11 protein-coding genes are annotated in these 18,666 nt (G+C 52.7%); 8 read left to right on the top strand and 3 right to left on the bottom strand.

The window, feature by feature from the left end:
• Positions 1-157: 157 nt before the first annotated feature.
• The 7 genes from V7051_RS00695 to V7051_RS00665 all read left to right on the top strand — a co-directional run bounded on the left by V7051_RS00695 (position 158) and on the right by V7051_RS00665 (position 13,054).
• Positions 158-772, top strand: a complete 615-nt coding sequence (locus V7051_RS00695) for a BON domain-containing protein (protein WP_333872957.1) — start codon at positions 158-160, stop codon at positions 770-772.
• Positions 769-1,887: a DUF1207 domain-containing protein gene (locus V7051_RS00690; RefSeq protein ID WP_333872956.1), complete on the top strand. Its 1,119-nt coding sequence runs from the start codon at positions 769-771 to the stop codon at positions 1,885-1,887. The genes V7051_RS00695 and V7051_RS00690 overlap by 4 nt, the downstream gene beginning before the upstream one ends.
• 347 nt (positions 1,888-2,234) lie before the next feature.
• On the top strand, positions 2,235-2,621 hold the full coding sequence (locus tag V7051_RS00685) for a DUF4398 domain-containing protein (protein ID WP_333872955.1): 387 nt from the start codon (positions 2,235-2,237) through the stop codon (positions 2,619-2,621).
• 18 nt (positions 2,622-2,639) lie between these two features.
• On the top strand, positions 2,640-3,443 hold the full coding sequence (locus V7051_RS00680) for an OmpA family protein (protein ID WP_333872954.1): 804 nt from the start codon (positions 2,640-2,642) through the stop codon (positions 3,441-3,443).
• A gap of 87 nt (positions 3,444-3,530) precedes the next feature.
• Positions 3,531-3,818 carry a hypothetical protein gene (locus V7051_RS00675; protein WP_333872953.1) on the top strand — a complete coding sequence of 96 codons (288 nt, stop codon included), beginning with the start codon at positions 3,531-3,533 and terminating at the stop codon, positions 3,816-3,818.
• A gap of 133 nt (positions 3,819-3,951) precedes the next feature.
• A complete protein-coding gene (locus V7051_RS00670) occupies positions 3,952-4,098 on the top strand; it encodes a DUF3309 family protein (RefSeq protein WP_333872952.1) in 147 nt (48 codons plus the stop codon).
• Positions 4,099-4,363: 265 nt separating this feature from the next.
• Entirely contained in the window at positions 4,364-13,054 is an 8,691-nt protein-coding gene (locus V7051_RS00665) for a GH36-type glycosyl hydrolase domain-containing protein (RefSeq protein WP_333872951.1), read from the top strand.
• Between the two features lie 149 nt (positions 13,055-13,203).
• Here V7051_RS00665 and V7051_RS00660 read toward each other — a convergent pair whose 3' ends face one another.
• Together V7051_RS00660 and glgX are read right to left on the bottom strand one after the other, a co-directional pair.
• A complete protein-coding gene (locus V7051_RS00660; protein ID WP_333872950.1) occupies positions 13,204-13,830 on the bottom strand; it encodes a septal ring lytic transglycosylase RlpA family protein in 627 nt (208 codons plus the stop codon).
• Positions 13,831-14,150: 320 nt separating this feature from the next.
• Complete coding sequence (gene glgX, locus V7051_RS00655) at positions 14,151-16,274, bottom strand: glycogen debranching protein GlgX (RefSeq protein ID WP_333872949.1); 2,124 nt, start codon at positions 16,272-16,274, stop codon at positions 14,151-14,153.
• A 274-nt stretch (positions 16,275-16,548) separates the two neighbouring features.
• On the opposite strand from glgX, the gene V7051_RS00650 reads away from it, so the two are divergent.
• On the top strand, positions 16,549-16,941 hold the full coding sequence (locus V7051_RS00650) for a hypothetical protein (protein ID WP_333872948.1): 393 nt from the start codon (positions 16,549-16,551) through the stop codon (positions 16,939-16,941).
• Positions 16,942-17,276: 335 nt separating this feature from the next.
• Here the strand turns inward: V7051_RS00650 and V7051_RS00645 are convergent, their stop codons facing one another.
• Positions 17,277-18,095 (bottom strand): Crp/Fnr family transcriptional regulator, encoded by an 819-nt coding sequence (locus tag V7051_RS00645; protein ID WP_333873012.1) that lies wholly within the window; start codon positions 18,093-18,095, stop codon positions 17,277-17,279.
• Between the last annotated feature and the right edge of the window lie 571 nt (positions 18,096-18,666).

Raw genomic sequence — 18,666 nt, 5'->3', positions numbered from 1 at the left:
GACAGAGCCTGAGCTTGCCGCTAAAATTAAGCTGAATTTCCCAATCACTGCGCCTGATTCAAATTGAGATGTTTTCCCCTCTGACGTTCATTATCTATCGGGACGTCACTCTATGTCACTTGACGCATTTTAAAAAAACCTCACAAAGGAATATCCCGTGAAAACAACAAATGAATATAAGCAACAGATTTTAGCAGGTAGAGTTCTTGCGATTATCTGTATATCCGCTGCTTTTGGATTGGCCGGTTGCCAAAAAGAAGACACAGCAGAAAACGCAGGCAAAAAAATTGATAGCGCTGCCGAAAATGCCGAGCAAAAGTATGATCTGGCTACATCAAGAGCCGATCTAGAAATTAAAAAGGCGGAAGAGTTATTGGATCAGAAAGCCGACAAAGCTGGAGAATACATCAATGAATCGGCTGACGCATCTAAAGGAGCGTTAGAAAAGGCTGGAAAAAAAATGGATCAGGCAACTGAAAAAGCAGGACAAAAACTTGAGGACGTAAAAAAGTCGGCAAGCGATAAAGCGGAAACAACGGGTGAATACATTGATGACTCCGTTATTACGACGACAGTTAAAGCGGCAATTTTGAATGAACCTTTGCTTAACGCATCCCATATCGAGGTGACCACGGTCAAAGGCGTAGTGAAATTAAGCGGGAAGGTTGATTCCGAGCCAAGCATCGGCAGAGCGATGGAACTGGCCGGCAGCCAGAAACATGTGAAATCGGTTGAAACTGATTTGATTGTAAATTCAAGTGCCGGCAAATGAGCATTTATTTGCGAGGTATAGCTGTTCTTGGCGCCATGTTGATGCCTGCGTCTTTTGCTCTTGCTGCTCAGCCGGATGATGCGTATATCGCCGGTTACGCCGCCGGTGTGTTAAAGCACGATTTAAAGCTTGATATGCCGCCGTTAATGGTCCGGGATGGCGTAATTACGTTGCCGGTCAGCGGTCTGACCGATGCCGACCGCGCCAAAGCGGTACAATTATTATGGGAGATCCCAGGCGTTAATGCAGTAAAAACAGCGGAAACTGTAGACAAACAGCCGATGGACTCGACTAATGCCCGGGTTTCCGGTGATGAAGCGGAATCAACCCTGTTAGCAACAGGACTGTTGCCTAAGGGGCATCTATTCAAGCCATTATTGGCGGATACGCGTTGGGCTCATTTTTCGGCTGCATACCATAATTATCAAAGCAAAAATTTTGATGGAACGGATATAGCTTCGGTCAGCTTCGGTGAAACGATACCGTTTTACCGCAGTAACTTCGGGAAATCCACTGTGCAATGGGAAACGGGACTTCAAGCCGGCGTTTTTAGCGACTTCAATCTCGGGGCTTCATCGTCCGATCTTCTGAACACCGATTTTATTGCGTCGATTTATTCAAGTATGCGTGCCGACCGGTTTTCAGCTTTTGCCCGCCTTTATCACCAAAGCTCGCATCTTGGCGATGAGTTTCTGCTGCGCAAAATTAATACCAAATTCGAACGCGTGAACCTCAGCTACGAAGGCGTGGATCTAAAGCTCTCATATGAACTTCCGTATGGCGTGCGCGTCTATGGCGGCGGAGGCGGCCTGTTCCACAAAGAACCTACTGCGCTTAAGGTATGGTCGGCACAATACGGCATTGAGTTTCGAAGCCCTTGGCGGATAGATTTTGCCTCGATGCGGCCTATCGTTGCGGCCGATATCAAACATTATGATGAAAATAACTGGAGCACCGATGTATCTGCCAGGGCAGGTGTCGAGTTTGAAAACTTACAGGTCTTAGGCCGGAAACTCCAGATTCTTGCGGAATATTATAACGGCTACTCTCCGAGCGGGCAGTTTTACAAAGAAAAAATCGAATACATCGGCTTGGGTGCGCATTATCACTTCTAAAGCCATCAAGTTGAGTATCCGTTATCGCATGAGCGTTCCCGTTACCTGCATCTTTGATTTTTTCAAGCTTGGTTCGATAAGCCGTCTTAGCGGTTAGTAATGGGTCTTCGCGTTGACAGATTCAAAGTCGGTCTCTGTCAGCCTTCTTCGCTGTATGAATGAGGCTTATGTACGCTAACGCACGGTAGGCAACTGAGGAAAGGTATCTAATGATAGCCGATGGTTCTTAGAACAGGTTGTTTTGTAATAGGTTCATCCGGATTTCGAGATAGAAAAAGTCGCAGCTGTTGCACTGATTATTGATTGCAACGGTTGCGTTAGAGGTTTAATTCAATGGATAAAATATCATGAAAAAGTTTTACCACCCCGGATCGTACCGGATCATGCACGGTATCGGTGCAGCTGCTGCACTATTTATAGCCGGTTGCGCAAGCATCCCGGCGCCTACAGAGCAGATGGCCGTTTCCAAAATGGCGGTAAGCAACGCGGGCACTGCGGGCGGCAATGAGTTTGCACCGATACAGTTAAGGTCTGCAATGGATAAGATGGACGCCGCCGAGCGGGCTATGGCAGAGGAAAATTATCTGCAAGCAAGGCAACTGGCTGAACAAGCGCAGTTTGACGCTCAATTGGCCTCGGCAACGGCGCGTTCCGCCAAGGCGCAGAACGCGGTAGGCGCAATACAGGAAGACAATCGTGTGCTGCGCCAAGAAATCGAACGTAAAGCCCAATAATTATTACCGGAATTCACCATGCAAAATAATCGATACCTTCCTGTGACCTTAATCGCTGTCGCAGTTATTTCCGGCTGTAGTTCCATGCCGCAAAATCAATCGCTCACCGAAGCGCATAGCAATTACAACAGCGCACGAACCAACCCCGAAGTCACCAATCTGGCTGCGCTTGAATTAAAAGATGCAGGCGACACGCTGAATAAGGCGGATGACGCGTTAAACAAAGATGAAGACGATGACGAGGTCAATCAACTGGCCTATATCGCCACGCAACAAGTGGCTATTGCCCAGCAAGTCGCCAAACGAAAAACAGCTGAATTAGCGGTTACCAACGCCGGCGCCAAGCGCGATGCAATACGCCTGGATGCCAGAACGGCCGAAGCCGATGCGGCTCATGCGCTGATAGCTCAACAGGCCATGGAACTCGAAGCGTTGAATGCCAAGAAAACCGAACGCGGTATGGTAATCACCTTAAACGACGTCTTGTTCAGCACCAACAAGTCGCAGCTGGCATCGGGCGGAATGCGCAACGTACAAAAGCTGGCCGATTTTCTGACCCAATATCCGCAGCAGAAAGTATTGGTTGAAGGTTATACCGACAGCGTCGGCAGCGACAGCCACAATCAGGAGCTTTCCGACCGGCGCGCTGCTTCGGTACGGACGGCATTGATGAACATGGCGATCAGCAGCGATCGTGTTGCCGCACGAGGATATGGCGAGGGGTTTCCGGTGGCCGACAACGACACCGCCGCCAGTCGTCAATTGAATCGGCGCGTGGAAATTATCCTGTCCGACGAGAACGGCAATATTGTTCCTCGCTAGATTGGTTTCTTTCAATAACATGTTGTCGTTCTTTGAAGCTCCAATCGACAAATTAATCTAAGAAGATAATCAACAAAAGAGAGCACCATGAAAACTAAAGAAGAATATATAAACAATCTGGCGGCGGAACTGAAAGACTGGAGCGCCCAAATTGATCTTTTGACGGCCAAGACCGAGAACGCGGCGGCTCATGTAAGGGTCAAGTACATTGAAGAACTCAATGATTTACATGCCAAACAGCAAAAAGCCGTTGAAAAAATGAAAGAGCTGGAGGAAGACGGCGGCGATGCCTGGGAAACCGTCAAAGTGACTGCGGATAAAGTCTGGGATGACTTGAGGCTCGGTTTGGCAAGTGCTACGTCCAAATTCGAGTAAGTTCAAGTAAGCCATTCCCAATGGCTGGTCCCCCGTTCTTATATTCGATACGGATATCGTCGAATGTTCCAAGGCTTAAGGTCATGGTTGGAATGGTTTTCAGGTTAACGCTTTTTCCGGCAGGAGCACCGCCATGTCACTTGGCTCAATCTTACTTTTAATTCTCATCCTGATGGTCGTCGGCGTTATTCCAGCCTGGCCACATAGCCGGGAATGGGGGTATGGGCCCAGCGGCGGGCTTGGTCTGATGCTGCTGATCTTAATCATCGTCACTTTATGAGGCAGACTCCGGCCTCGAAGCGTTACCGTCGGAATGTGGGTTTTGTGTATGCACTGCGCAGTTAAGCATTGTAGGAGCGGGCCATGCCCGCGATGAAAGAGCTGCAAGTCTGCAATAGTTGTCCAAATTCGCGGGCATGGCCCGCTCCTACTGTGTCGCCTTGCTTACCGTAGCTATGCCCTGATCGACGACCTGGATAGCAAAAGAGGAATTTTGCGCTTTCGCGCCGGATAGTTACTTTTTACTGGAACCTAGAGAATCATAAATGACGTCACAACAACGAAGAAGCCATGTAAGAGTCGAACATCCGGGAGGTGAGGAACCTATCCGGTTCGAGTTGTTCAGCATCGAACGGCTCGAACAGCATGCGGTGAGTTTAGCGCAGGCGCAAAAAGTCGGTCGTCGTAAGGAAGGGCGAAAACTGCTTCCGCGGGTGCATGATAATGCCAGGGTTTTGCTTGAAGCTTATAAAGCCGTCGCCAAGGCGGTACGAGAGCAGCATGCGATCACCCCGGCGGCGGAATGGTTGCTGGATAATTTTCATGTGATCGAAGCGCAGATCAGCGACATTCAGCTCGACTTGCCGGAAAATTATTATCGTGAATTGCCTAAACTGGAGGAAGGCGCATTAGCGGGCTATCCCCGCGTTTACGGCATTGTCTGGGCATTGGTTGCCCATACCGACAGTCGTTTCGTCCCGGAGTCATTGACGCATTTCATCAAGGCTTATCAAAACGTCACCCCACTCACGTTAGGCGAACTTTGGGCGATACCGATTACGTTGCGGATGTTGCTGGTGGATAATCTTCGCCGATTGTCGGTTCGAATCATCCGCTCTCAAACCGGCCGTCGACTGGCTGACGAGTTCGTCGATAAGGTCGACCAAATTACCGCTCAGATCGATAAACCCTATTTATCGTTGCCTACGCCGGAATTACCCGATACCCCGCTACGCCAAGCTTACGCGGTTCAGATTTTGCAGCGTTTACACGACCCTCATTCGGGCGCCATGGTGTCTCTGGATTTCTTGAATGACTGGCTTCGTGAGCAAGGCGTCAGCCTTGATGAAATCGTGCATCGCGAACATGCCGACCAGATTGCCGATAACCTGACGGTGCGCAATATTATCACCAGCATGCGCGCGATCTCCGCGTTTGATTGGTCCCAGTTCGTCGAGGACGCGAGCCTGGCGGATGCCTGCCTGCGCGCTCATCACGGCTACGGCAGCATGGATTTTCCGACTCGCGACCGTTACCGCCACGCGATTGAGGATCTTGCCAAGCGCTCGCCGCATTCCGAAGTGGAGATAGCCAAGAAGGTGATTGCCAAGGTTCAACAGGCCGGCGAGTATCTCTCTGCCGACGGACGTCAGCAGGAACCCGGCTATTATTTGATCGGTGCCGGACGCTATGCGTTCGAACGGGAAGTCAATTATCGGCCTTTGCTAAAACAACGATTATTGCGTAGCTATGTTGCTCACGCGGGGTTTGCTTATGTGGGCAGCCTCAGCCTGTTGACACTGCTGTTGCTGGCGATTCCTTTGACGGCGAGTTTCGTCGCCGGGCTTGGCGGATTTGAGCTGTTTCTGCTCGCGCTGTTCGGGTTCTTTCCGGCATCGGATATCGCCGTCAGTCTGGTCAATCGGCTGATCATTATGCGCCTTCCGCCACGTCATCTGCCCAGGCTTGAGTTGAAAGACGGCGTGCCCGAGACGTTGAGCACCTTTGTCGTAGTACCCACTATGTTCGGCAGCGAGGCCGAAATCAAGGAACAGATTGAGCAGATGGAGATTCGCTATCTGGCCAATCCGGACGGTCAGGTGCGCTTTGCGTTGTTGTCGGATTGGGCTGACGCGGATCAGGAAATAATGCCGAACGATGACCGCTTGCTAAACGCAGCCGTTGCTGCGGTGGCCGCGCTTAATAGCAAGTACAAAGAACAACGGTTCTTCGTTTTCCATCGCAAACGCTTGTGGAATTCAGGCGAAGGCAAATGGATGGGCTGGGAACGCAAGCGCGGCAAGTTGCACGAGTTCAATCGTTTGTTGCGGGGCGCTGTCGATACTTCATTCCTGCCGATTGACGGCAAACCGGCTGTGGTTCCATCCGGTGTCTGTTATGTCATTACCCTGGATGCCGACACCAAATTGCCGATGGGTTCGGTGGCTCAATTAGTCGGTGTGGCCGGCCATCCGCTTAACCGGCCGGTATTCGATCCGGGTACTCAATGTGTCGTGGAAGGCTACGGTATTCTCCAGCCGCGGGTCACGGCAACGCTGCCGCAGCAGCAGGAACGCTCGATATTTCATCAGATTTTTGCCGGTGCATCCGGCACCGACGCCTATTCCAGCGAAGTTTCCGAACTTTACCAGGATTTGTTTGCGCTCGGCACATACAGCGGCAAGGGCCTGTATCACGTAGACACCTTTGAAGCCGCATTGGCCGGTCGCGTACCTGACAATACCCAGCTCAGCCACGATTTGTTCGAGAGCATATTCGTGCGCTGCGCGTTGGTCAGCGATATCGAGTTTTTCGATGAGTTTCCATCCCATACCGAGGTTGAAGCATCACGGCAACACCGTTGGACTCGCGGCGATTGGCAACTGTTGCCGTGGATTTTCGGGGCTCACGGCAAGGGTATGCCGATCATCGGACGCTGGAAGATGCTCGACAATCTGCGCCGATCCCTTTCGGCACCGGGCGCTTTCTTTGCGCTGGTTGCAACTTGGGCTATTCCGGACGCGCCGCTGTGGATGCTGGTCGGGTTTGTAATGACAGCGTTGGGTTTTCCGGTGATTCTAGCGATTATGGGAGGGTTTGCGTTACCCGCCAGAGGTATCTCGTTGGGAACCTGTCTGCGCGCAGCGGGAGAAAATATGTCATGCGCAATCGGCAACAGCGTGGTGGCGTTGGCCTTATTGGCGCAACATACCTGGCTGATGGTGCATGCGATTGTCAGCACATTGGTGCGGCTGTTTATTACTCGAAGCCAATTGCTGAAGTGGGTCACCGCCCTGCAAGCCAAAACAGCGTCGGGTCATTCTCTGAAGAATCTTATCGGTCCGCTGTGCAGCTCGTCCACGATCGTTGTCGGCACCGCTGCCGTCGTACTGATTTTTAACCCGTCCGCAATCATGGCCGCTATGCCGTTTCTGCTGTTATGGTGGCTGGCCCCGGTCGTCGCACGGGCGTTGAGCCTGCCGCCCAGGCTGGATCAAGCCGAAGCTTTACAGCCGCAGGACAGCGTGAAGTTACGCCTGATCGGAAGGCGCATCTGGCGCTTTTTTACCACGTTCGTAACTGCAGAAGAGAACCATCTGCCGCCGGATAATTTTCAGGAAGATCCGCTGCCGGTTATCGCCCATCGCAGTTCGCCGACTAATTTCGGTTTGTATCTGTTGTCCGTCGTAGCCGCGCGCGATTTCGGCTGGATCGGCTTAATCGACACCGTCGACCGGCTCGAAGCCACGCTGACCACGCTGATTGCACTGCCGCGACTGCACGGCCATTTTTATAATTGGTACGATACCCGCGATCTGCATATGCTGGAGCCGCGCTATGTCTCGACCGTGGACAGCGGCAACCTGGCGGGGCATCTGCTGGTGTTGAGCGAGGCCTGCCGGGAAATGCTGCGGCGGCCGCTCGAACTGTCCATCGCATTGGACGGTTTGACCGATACCCATCAATTGCTGATGGATTCGCTGGCTAAAATCAGCGACGACCGGCGTACGCTGATCGCCTTGAAAGAACTACGGCAAAAAGCATTAGTCTTCGGCGCTCTGTTGGAAAATCATCCTGCCGACGCGGACGGATGGAGTCTGCTATGGCGGCAGTTGACGCTCGGCGCCGACACTCTCCATGACTTGGCGCGCGCCTATGCCGCTGAGCGGGGCGATACCGACGATAATGAAGTGCTTGTCTGGTCTACGATGCTGCGCGATGACACCCGTTCTCATCTGCGCGATTTGGATAGCCTGCTTCCCTGGATTCATTTCACAACCCCGCTTGATCGGGAACCGACTGATCAGCATCCTCATTTTGCGGCGTTTGATAAAAAGCTGATGCTGAATACCTGCTTATCCGATCTTTCCGGCGGCTATGCCCAAGGCTTGGCTGGACTCAAGGTAGCGGGCGCACCGGCTTCGGGTGGACTGGAAGTCTTGTTCCAACATGCCGGAGAGCAGGCCGAAACACTCACGAAGCGTCTGGAAAACATGGTTGTGCAACTGGAAGCCTTGTTTCACGAAATGGATTTTCGCTTTCTTTACGATAAGGATTGCCATATGTTCGCGCTGGGCTACCGCGTGATGGAAGGCACGCTCGATTCCAGTTATTACGATATGTTGGCTTCCGAAGCGCGCCTGTCCAGTTTCGTTGCAATCGCCAAGCGCGACGTGCCGAGTACGCACTGGTTCCACCTAGGCCGGAGAGTGACGCGCGCCGCACACGGCACCGTCTTGCTGTCGTGGTCGGGCTCGATGTTCGAATACCTGATGCCGTCTTTGGTGACCTTTACCCCGCGTTACAGCCTGCTCGACCAGACGTGCCGCTTGGTCGTGAAGCGGCAGATCGAGTACGGCAAGGAACGCGGCGTGCCTTGGGGCGTTTCTGAGTCGGCTTTCAATGGCCGCGACCTTTACTTCACTTATCAATACGCCGCGTTTGGCGTACCCGGTCTGGGCATGAAGCGGGGACTCGGCGAAGATTTGGTGATTGCCCCTTACGCCACGGCTTTGGCTGCGATGTACCTGCCGCATGCTGCGGTGGAAAACTTCGAACATCTGGAACAGGAAGGCGCATTAGGGCGCTTCGGCTTTTATGAAGCGCTCGATTTCACGCCGGTCCGGCTTGCGGAAGGTCAGCCGGTCGCGATAGTGCGTTGTTACATGGCCCATCACCAGGGCATGTCGCTGGTGGCTTTCGCCAATGTCGTGCATGACGGGGCGATGCGTCATCGGTTTCATCGTGCGCCGCTGATCCAGGCGGCTGATTTGTTATTGCAGGAACGCATACCGCTCGGTGCGGATACGCCTTTTATACCCTTGCTTCAGGATCTTTCCGAAGTTAAGGAATCCGCGCAGCCGCCGATCCGGCGCATACCGTCACCGACATCTTCGGTGCCTTCCACGCACCTGTTGTCCAATGGCCGTTATGCGGTGATGGTGACTGCCGCCGGTTCCGGTTACAGTATGTGTCGGAACCTCGCGGTGACGCGTTGGCGCGAAGATGTGACACGCGATGCCTGGGGCAGTTATATCTACCTGCGCGATGTCGCAAGCGGCCAGGTTTGGTCTGCCGGCTATCAACCGACCACGACGGCTCCCGAGCACTACGATGTCGTTTTTGCGGAAGACCGTGTGCGCATTACCCGAACCGACGACGGCATCGTCAGCTCCCTGGAGATCGTTATCTCGCCCGAGGACGATGCCGAAATCCGTCGTTTGAGCTTGACCAATAATGGACTGCACAGCCGGGAAATCGACATTACTTCTTATGCCGAGATTGTGCTTGCCCCATCTGCCGCGGACATTGCGCATCCCGCTTTTTCCAATCTGTTCATTCAAACCGAATATCTGCCCCAAGCGCGCGGGCTGATTGCGCAACGTCGGCCGCGTACAGCCGACGAACCGGGTATCTGGGCTGCTCACGTGCTGGCCGACGGCCGAACCGACGACGGACTGCAATACGAAACCGACCGGGCCCGTTTTGTCGGGCGAGGACAAACGTTACGGGAACCGATTGCGGTGATGGACGGCCGACCGCTGACCAACACGGTTGGCGCTATTCTCGATCCGATCTTCAGCTTGCGCACACGGGTGCGCATTGCAGCGGGCGCCACCGAGCACGTGACGTTTACCACCCTGGTTGCCGCCTCACGGCAGGCGGCGGAAGAGCTGGCCGACAAATACCATAACGTGGTGGCGTTCGAGCGCGTATCAGCGATGGCCTGGACTTACGCCCATATACAGCTGCATCATCTGCGTACCCGGCCGGACGAGGCTCAGTTGTTCCAAGATCTGGCTAACCGCTTGCTCTATATCGATCCTTCATTGAGGTCGACCGGCAGATTGATGCAGATGAACAGCTTGAATGTTACCGGGCTATGGCGGTACAGCATCTCCGGAGACCGCCCGATTGTGTTGTTGCGGGTAACCGAGTTTGAAGACCGGACCATTGTCGAACAATTGTTGCGCGCTCACGAGTATTGGCGCATGAAAGGTCTTGCCGTCGATTTGGTGATCCTGAACGAAAAAGAATTGTCCTACGCCCAGGACTTGCAGATTTTATTGGAGGGCATGGTGCGCGAAAACCAGGCGCTTTCGGCCCATCACGAGCATGAAAACAAGGGTGCGATTTTTGTCATGCGCAACGACCGGCTCTCGGAAGAAGAACTGATATTGCTGCAAACAGTTGCACGCGCCGTGCTGGTCAGTAGCCGGGGTACTTTATCCGAGCAATTGTTGAGGTATTTAAGGCCTACCGCCGCTTTTGTTGCGCCGAAAGCCTTGACCGCTCACGGCGCTCATTCGCCGGCGTTGGCGGTGCCCCCGCTTGAGTTCTTTAACGGACTGGGCGGCTTTGCCGAAGACGGGCGCGAGTATGTGATTGTGCTCGACAACGGCCAGTGGACACCGGCGCCGTGGAGCAATGTGATCGCCAATGCCGAGTTCGGTTTTATGGTATCGGAGTTGGGCAGCGGCTGCACCTGGAGCGGTAACAGCCGTGAAAACCAGTTGACGCCGTGGTCGAACGATCCGGTCAGCGACTCGCCCGGAGAAGTTTTCTATTTGCGCGACGATGACACCAACGAATTATGGAGTCCGACCGCTCTGCCGATCCGGGTCGACAATGCCAGCTACGTGATACGCCACGGGCAAGGCTATAGCCGTTTCGAACATGTTTCTCACGGCATTCACAGCGAGCTTTTGCAATTTGTCAGCCCGGACGATCCGGTCAAGCTATCGTCGTTGACCTTGACCAATGTGTCCGGACGAACCCGCAGGCTGACCGTTACGGCTTACGTGGAATGGGTACTGGGCGCTTCGCGTACGGTGACTGCCGCTCATGTGATCACCGAACTCGATACGGAGACCGGCGCGCTGTTCGCTTACAACCCCAGCGATGTGGAATTCGGCCGTCGCATTGCGTTCGCCGATCTATGCGGTCTACAAACCGGATGGACCGGGAATCGGGCGGAATTCATCGGCCGCAACGGGAGCCTGTCTGCACCGGCAGCTTTGCTAGGATCAAGTGCGTTGAAAAAATCGGTTGGCGCAGGGCTTGATCCTTGCGCAGCACAGCAGAAAGTGATTGAGCTTGCGCCTAACGGGCGTATTGAAATCGTGTTTTTATTGGGACAAGGCAATGACCGACTCCATGCCCGAGAGTTGGTGCAGCGCTATCGGACCACCGAAACAGCAACGACTTTTACCCAGGTGACGCAGTTATGGGATCAAGTGCTCGGTAAGGTCCAGGTAAAAACGCCGGATCGGGAACTCGACATCCTGTTAAACCGCTGGCTGCTGTATCAAACCCTGAGTTGCCGGATGTGGGCCAGGGCCGGGTTTTATCAGGTCGGCGGGGCATTCGGCTTTCGCGATCAGTTGCAGGACAGCATGGCCTTGACCGTTGCGCGGCCCGATTTAACTCGCGCTCATCTGCTTCGTGCCGCAGCACGCCAGTTTGACGAGGGCGATGTGCAACATTGGTGGCATCCGCCTTCAGGCCGCGGCGTGCGTACCCGTTTTTCCGACGACCGTATCTGGCTGGCCTATGCAGTAGCCCACTATATCAAGGTGAGCGGCGATAGCCATGTCCTTGAGCAGGAAGTGCCGTTTTTGCAAGGCCCTGTGCTGGAGCCGGGACAAGACGACGCCTATTACCAGCCGTCGCAGTCGATGCAGCAAGCGAGTCTGTTCGAACATTGCGCGCGTGCGCTGGACCTTAGCCTTGAAACGGGTTCGCACGGTCTGCCGCTGATCGGGAGCGGCGACTGGAATGACGGCATGAACAGGGTCGGCAATCAGGGCAAAGGGGAGAGCATATGGCTGGCGTGGTTCCTGATCGCCACGCTTTCCGAATTTGCAATCGTGGCAGAGACGCAAGGCGATAACGAGCGCGCTGTCCGCTGGCGCGAGCATGCCGCCCGGCTGAAGCTTGCAGTGGAAACTGAAGGATGGGACGGAGCATGGTATAGGCGCGCCTATTTCGATGACGGCACGCCACTCGGTTCAGCGGATAATGCCGAATGCCGCATCGACTCGATTGCGCAAAGTTGGGCCGTCATTTCCGGCGGCGCCGAAACCGAGCGGGCGCAACGGGCGATGAATTCGGTGCAGGAATATCTTGTGCGCTACGGCGATGACCTGATGCTGCTATTCACGCCGCCGTTCAACAAGACCGAACGGGACCCCGGTTATATCAAGAGCTATCCGCCAGGTGTAAGGGAAAACGGCGGGCAATATACCCATGCGGCGGTCTGGTCGGTCATTGCCTATGCGATGCTCGGTGAAGGCGATCAGGCGGCGGAATTGCTGCGTATGCTGAATCCGATCAAACGCTCGTCCACCCGCACCGGCATTTACGCCTATAAAGTCGAGCCGTATGTACTGTCGGCAGATATCTATTCCGAGGGACCCCACGCCCGGCGCGGCGGATGGACTTGGTACACCGGAGCGGCAGGCTGGTATTACCGCGCAGGACTGGAATGGGTATTGGGCTTGCAGGTCCGTGCCGGACAATTGATTTTTAATCCTTGTATTCCCAGAACATGGGATAGTTACACGATTATTTACCAACACGAAAATACCCGCTATGACATCACGGTTGAAAATCCGAACAGAGCCGCGCATGGTATCGCTCTCATAGAGCTGGATGAAGAACGCCAGTCAAGCGGTAACAGCATTACATTACAAAATGACAGACAGCTGCATCGGGTGCGGGTGATCATGGGTTGAGGCTGCCGGACGACATGCTTTAGGTGTAGCTCTGCCGCGGGTCGCCGCGGCAGAGTCTCGCAATGTGGCTGGTTTCAGCCCACTCGACAGATGATTTGTTGATAGCGTGTCATGAGCTTAATAACACAACAAACTGCAGATTTAATTCATTATTGCTTAGCCTGTGGCGTGGTCATTTTTGCTGCTTGTTTTGTTTTTCGGGACGATTTAGTGCGGCTTTTTTTCTTGGCGGGTTTGGTTTCGACCTTGACCTGAGCGGTACCGTCCCCTTTCATATCAAGCTTATTAGCGGCTGCGCCGGAGAGATCGATAACGCGATTTTCGGCAAAAGGTCCACGGTCGTTGATTTTGACTTCGATCTTCTTGTCATTCTCAAGGTTAGTCACTTGGACTTTAGTGCCCATCGGCAAACTTGGATGAGCGGCTGTCATCTTTTTTTGGTCAAAAGTCTCGCCGCTAGAAGTCTCTTGGCCGTGGAATCCCGGCCCATACCATGATGCCTCGCCGACTTCTTTATGAGCAGGTTGGGTGGCGGTACTTTCTTTCTCTTGCGGGGTTTGTTTGGATTGTTCGTTTGAGTGTTCGGAGCTGCAGCCGGAAAGAGCCAGGACGCCGACCAAGATTACTTGAAAGATGCTTACAAACCATTTGCGCGGAGATAGGGTAACGGTAGGCGTTATTATGACTTTTCGGGACAAATGCTTTGAACTGGAAACCCATCGGCGTTTCTCATTGTTAGGCGAAGCGTCGGCATGTCGAACTGTTTGATAGGCCATGGTTTTCTTCTCTCTCTGGGAGGCGTTCAGGCTGCCGGAACTTTCAGGCTACCGGAACTTTCAGGTAAAGGCAGTCCGTCTACTGCAACATCATGCATACAATCCAGCTGTCCGTTATCTGATCCTGAATTACCGGGTTAAGACTGATGACTGGATACGTTCTTTGTCGCAATGTCGTACAGTAATTTTATAATATGCCAATTCCCAGCCAAGTCTGTACGCTAGCGTACTGTACGAGTGAGGAACTGAACCTGGGCATCAAAAGCTTCAGCAGGCAGCATACAAGTTCCGGAATGAATATCGTGCGCTTACCATTGAACTCAACCTTGTTTTAACAGTACCAGAGCCCGTCCATGCATAGGATAACTTTGCCCGACTTTGTAGCGGGAAAGTTCGGGTATGCCGCTGGTTTCAAAAGTGTCGAGCAATACATCCCAATAGGAACGCCCGCCGAATTCCGGCAGCATAAAGACAATATCTTGATGATCTGCATTGATCAGCAACAGCAAATTATTGTCTTTTAAACGTCGTCCGCGTCCGTCGGTTTCATTCAAGGCCTCACCGATAAAATGCACGCCAAGACAACGCGAAAACGGCTGCCCCCAGTCTGCATCACTCATTTCAGACCCATCAGGATTGAGCCAGACGATATCTTTTACTTCGCCGCCGCGAATCGGCCGTCCCAGAAAGAAATAACGTCGCCGGAACAGGGGATGCCCTTTGCGCAAATTGATAATACGTTGGGTGAATTCAAGCAGATCCTGATCCTGTTGTTTCAGTTCCCAACAGAGCCAGCTAATCTCGTTGTCCTGACAATAGGCATTGTTATTACCTTGCTGGGTATGGCCCATCTCGTCGCCTGCAAGCAGCATCGGAACGCCCTGTGAAAACAACAGGGTGGCAAGAAGATTGCGTTTCTGGCGAGCGCGTAACGCATTAATCACCGGATCGTCGGTTTCTCCCTCGACGCCGCAATTCCATGAACGGTTATTGTCGGTGCCATCGTGGTTGTCTTCCTGGTTAGCCTCGTTGTGCTTGTTGTCGTAGGTTACCACATCATGCAGAGTGAAGCCGTCATGCGCAGTGATGAAATTGATACTGGCGTGCGGCTTGCGCCCGCTGCGTTCATACAAGTCGCTAGACCCGGTCAAGCGTTGCCCCAGTTCGCCGAGCAGTCCGCCATCGCCCTTCCAATAGGCGCGAATGCTATCGCGGTACTTATCGTTCCATTCCGCCCAACCCATCGGGAATTTTCCCACTTGATAGCCGCCTTCGCCCAGATCCCAGGGCTCGGCGATCAGCTTGATGGTGCTCAGGACCGGGTCCTGATGGATGGTATTAAAGAAGGTGCCCAGCTGGTTTACTTCGTGCAACTCCCTTGCCAGCGCGGAAGCCAGATCGAAGCGGAAGCCGTCCACATGCATGTCCAATACCCAATAACGCAGGCTGTCCATGATCAACTGGAGTACGCAGACATGTTGCATGTCCAGCGTGTTGCCGCAACCGGTGTAGTCTCTGTAATAACGCGGGTTATCGGCCTCCAGGCGATAGTAGGACGCGTTGTCGATGCCGCGAAAGGACAATGTCGGCCCCAGCTGATTTCCTTCGGCGGTATGGTTGTAGACCACATCCAGAATGACTTCAATGCCCGCCTTATGCAGGGTCTTTACCATGGTCTTAAATTCGCTTACCTGGCCGCTCGCCGAATAACGGGAATCGGGCGCCAGAAAGCCAATCGAGTTATAGCCCCAATAATTGCGCAAGTCTTTTTCGAGCAAGTGGCGGTCATCGAGAAATGCATGTACCGGCATCAGCTCCAGCGTCGTCACACCCAGACGCTTGAGATGCTCGATGGCGGGTTCCATCACCAATCCGGCGTAGGTTCCCCGGAATTTCAGAGGGATGTCCGGATGTTGCATGGTAAACCCTTTGACGTGGGCCTCATAAATCACCATATCGTGCCACTGAACGTCAGGGGGTTGATCATTTCCCCAGGCGAAGCTCTGATCGATAACCCGGCACTTCGGCATGACATTGGCGTTGTCGCGGCGGCTAAAAGAAAGATCTTCGTTTTTGCTGCCGACGCTGTAACCGAAATGGGCGTCGCTCCAGAGCGGCGTTCCCACGATATCTTTTGCATAGGGTTCTATCAGCAGCTTGTGCGGATTGAAACGATGCCCTTCCTGCGGACGGTAAGGCCCATGTACGCGGAAGCCATAAAGCAGCCCTGGGCGAGCCTCAGGCAGATAGCAGTGCCAGACCATATCGCTACAGTCTTTCAGCTCGATGCGCTGGACTTCGTTCTTTCCCTTCGCATCGAACAGGCACAATTCGATTTTTTCGGCATGTTCGGAAAAAACGGCAAAATTCACCCCTTCGCCATCCCAATGTGCGCCCCGGGGATAGGGACGGCCGGGCCAGACTGCAGTGATCGGTTTAGTCATGTTGAGTTATCCCTTTTGAATAAAGTCGCGTTAAATTCAGCGGCTTTGTACAGTTATGTTGATAAACCCTGCCGAGGAAAGCCGGCAATGCATTCTAGTAATTCCGGCCGCGGCTTTATGTACGCTACCGTACTGACGGCGCTTAAATGTTGAGTTTAAGCTGCACTAAAGAATTAAAAACACAAAAACGATTTTCTGCAAAAGATGTTCGATGATATTGCCGTCGTCCGAATCTTTATTCTTATATCCCTGATTGCGGTTAAACGGAGGTCTTATGAAATACATCACGTTGCATTCCAAATTAAGCCTGATAGCTGTATCGTTTATTTTGGTTCTTTCGGGCTGTTCGCAAATCCTGGTTAAGGATGACACTCTTTATCCCCGCGACGGCACCGCCCATTGCTCAGGGTCCGAGTGGACGGATGACTCTAGCTTGGCTGTGGTGCCGATTCCTATCGTCGCGTTTTTTATGCCCCATGCCGATCTTAATGACATCAAGGCCGATGATTACCTGAAGCGGTGCGGAGACAGTTCCAAGTTAGTTAACCGGGAAGTGGACATCGGGCATGGCGCCTGTATACCTGCCTCTCTGTCAATGATATTGACATTGGGGATCTGGCAATGGTGTCCGGCAACTGTTTCCTGGGAAGCTGATGTTCGGCCTTAAGTATCGGGTAAAGGCAGCAGGAGAATAGGCAGGTGATCCATAAAACGGCAGGCTGGCGTTTTGCCTGCCATTCACTTGGCCGCAAGAGCCGGGCAAATGGATTGATATTCCGATATGTCGTTTATTGAAAGCGATTTCTGCCGACCCGCTTTAAAGCTCCAAACAAGCTTTATCTGAAAATCTTGGATATTGTGTGCATACCGGACGTTTCAATAAAGCGAGAGGACAGGGTTTATAAATTAACGGATCAAAATTAACTACCAATATGTACGGGTGGCTGATAAGCCCGAAAGGATAACCGACAGAAAGACGCTAAGGATGATTGTGCATCATCCTTAGCGTCTTTGATGGCGAATGTGTAATGATTCATTGTTAATCAGTCCTGATTTTTGTATTTGTATAGGAATGTGTGGTGTCAATGAAGCAAGCTGGAGGGGCGGAAACAGGCGATCGGATTCGGCTTTAATCACCCGATAGCATTCGCAGGCTCGCTTTTCCAATCCGGGTCGATCCAGCACAGTGATGTGCCCACGGCGGCAATTAATCAATCCCGCTTGCTGCAATTTTCCGGCGGCTTCAGTAATGCCTTCACGGCGGACACCGAGCATATTGGCAATCAATTCCTGAGTCGTGGTCAGTTCGTTCGAATGGAGCCGGTCGAGACTCAGCAACAGCCAGCGACAGAGTTGCTGATCCACGAAGTGATGCCTGTTGCAGGCCGCCGTCTGCGCTATTTGAGTCAGCAGTGTCTGGGTATAACGCAGTAACATATCGTGCAGCGCTCCGTTACGGTATCCCCCAAAGCGGTTGAATTCCTGCATAAGCAGATGCGCCCGTAGCCGATAAGCGTAGCCTGCGCTCCGCACCACGGCTCGGTTAGGCATGGTGCCACCGCCCATGAACAGGGAAACGCCGATCATTCCGTCGTCGCCGACTACGGCGATTTCGGATGGTGCGCCGCTTTCCATTACGTAAACCAGCGATACGATGCACGACGTCGGGAAATAAGCGTAACGCACCTCGTCCCCGGACTCGTACAGAACATTGCCCAGCGGCATTGCCACTAATTCCAGATGGGGAAAAAAACGGTCATATTTGGCGGAAGACAGGGCGTTGAGAAGATAGTTTTGCCAGAGGCTATTTGGGTTAGTCATAGTCATAAGCAATATCATATTTTGGAGTTAAAATTGAAAAGCTCAATTAACCTAAATAATTGGTTGTATTGCATGAGTAACTGGTAGGATAAATAGATCAATCTCTTCAATCAATAAGTGCTATTACCTAAATAAAGCTTTTTTATTCGGGATGACTTTTTGTGATCGAACATGGTTGTGATCGAACGGGGTTGCGGAAAAACCGGGATATGGGCTAAAAATCCTGTAAGACCCAGGTCAGCTATGAATGCGCTGAATAAATCGATTCCGCTTATGGTTCGACAAGCTCGCTACGAACGGAATCAACAACTTACCGTTCGTCCTGAGCCTGCCGAAGGATTTTATCAGCGCTTCCCTATAGACCTAAATCGTTTTGCGACTAATCATTCTTATATATACCAAAGACTTGGCCGTTGTCAGTGGCCTTATGTGCGTTACCGCACCGACGGCGTCCAATGGTTGAGGTTAATCTGTTCTCGTAACAGGAATGATGAGCATATGACTTGCCGAAAAACAGATTCTTTAGCGGGATAACATGGATTCTGTGCATGAGATTGCCTTGCGTAAATTA

Origin of the sequence: Methylobacter sp. (assembly GCF_036845245.1) — a bacterium.
Lineage (GTDB): Bacteria > Pseudomonadota > Gammaproteobacteria > Methylococcales > Methylomonadaceae > Methylobacter_A.
Note: the sequence above shows the minus strand (reverse complement) of the source record. Positions and strands in the feature narration are given on the sequence as shown.

Coding starts and splice junctions, on each gene's coding strand:
- V7051_RS00690 (WP_333872956.1), top strand. CDS start 769: ATGAGCATTTATTTGCGAGGTATAGCTGTTCTTGGCGCCATGTTGATG.
- V7051_RS00685 (WP_333872955.1), top strand. CDS start 2,235: ATGAAAAAGTTTTACCACCCCGGATCGTACCGGATCATGCACGGTATC.
- V7051_RS00680 (WP_333872954.1), top strand. CDS start 2,640: ATGCAAAATAATCGATACCTTCCTGTGACCTTAATCGCTGTCGCAGTT.
- V7051_RS00675 (WP_333872953.1), top strand. CDS start 3,531: ATGAAAACTAAAGAAGAATATATAAACAATCTGGCGGCGGAACTGAAA.
- V7051_RS00670 (WP_333872952.1), top strand. CDS start 3,952: ATGTCACTTGGCTCAATCTTACTTTTAATTCTCATCCTGATGGTCGTC.
- V7051_RS00665 (WP_333872951.1), top strand. CDS start 4,364: ATGACGTCACAACAACGAAGAAGCCATGTAAGAGTCGAACATCCGGGA.
- V7051_RS00660 (WP_333872950.1), bottom strand. CDS start 13,830: ATGGCCTATCAAACAGTTCGACATGCCGACGCTTCGCCTAACAATGAG.
- glgX (WP_333872949.1), bottom strand. CDS start 16,274: ATGACTAAACCGATCACTGCAGTCTGGCCCGGCCGTCCCTATCCCCGG.
- V7051_RS00650 (WP_333872948.1), top strand. CDS start 16,549: ATGAAATACATCACGTTGCATTCCAAATTAAGCCTGATAGCTGTATCG.
- V7051_RS00645 (WP_333873012.1), bottom strand. CDS start 18,095: ATGACTAACCCAAATAGCCTCTGGCAAAACTATCTTCTCAACGCCCTG.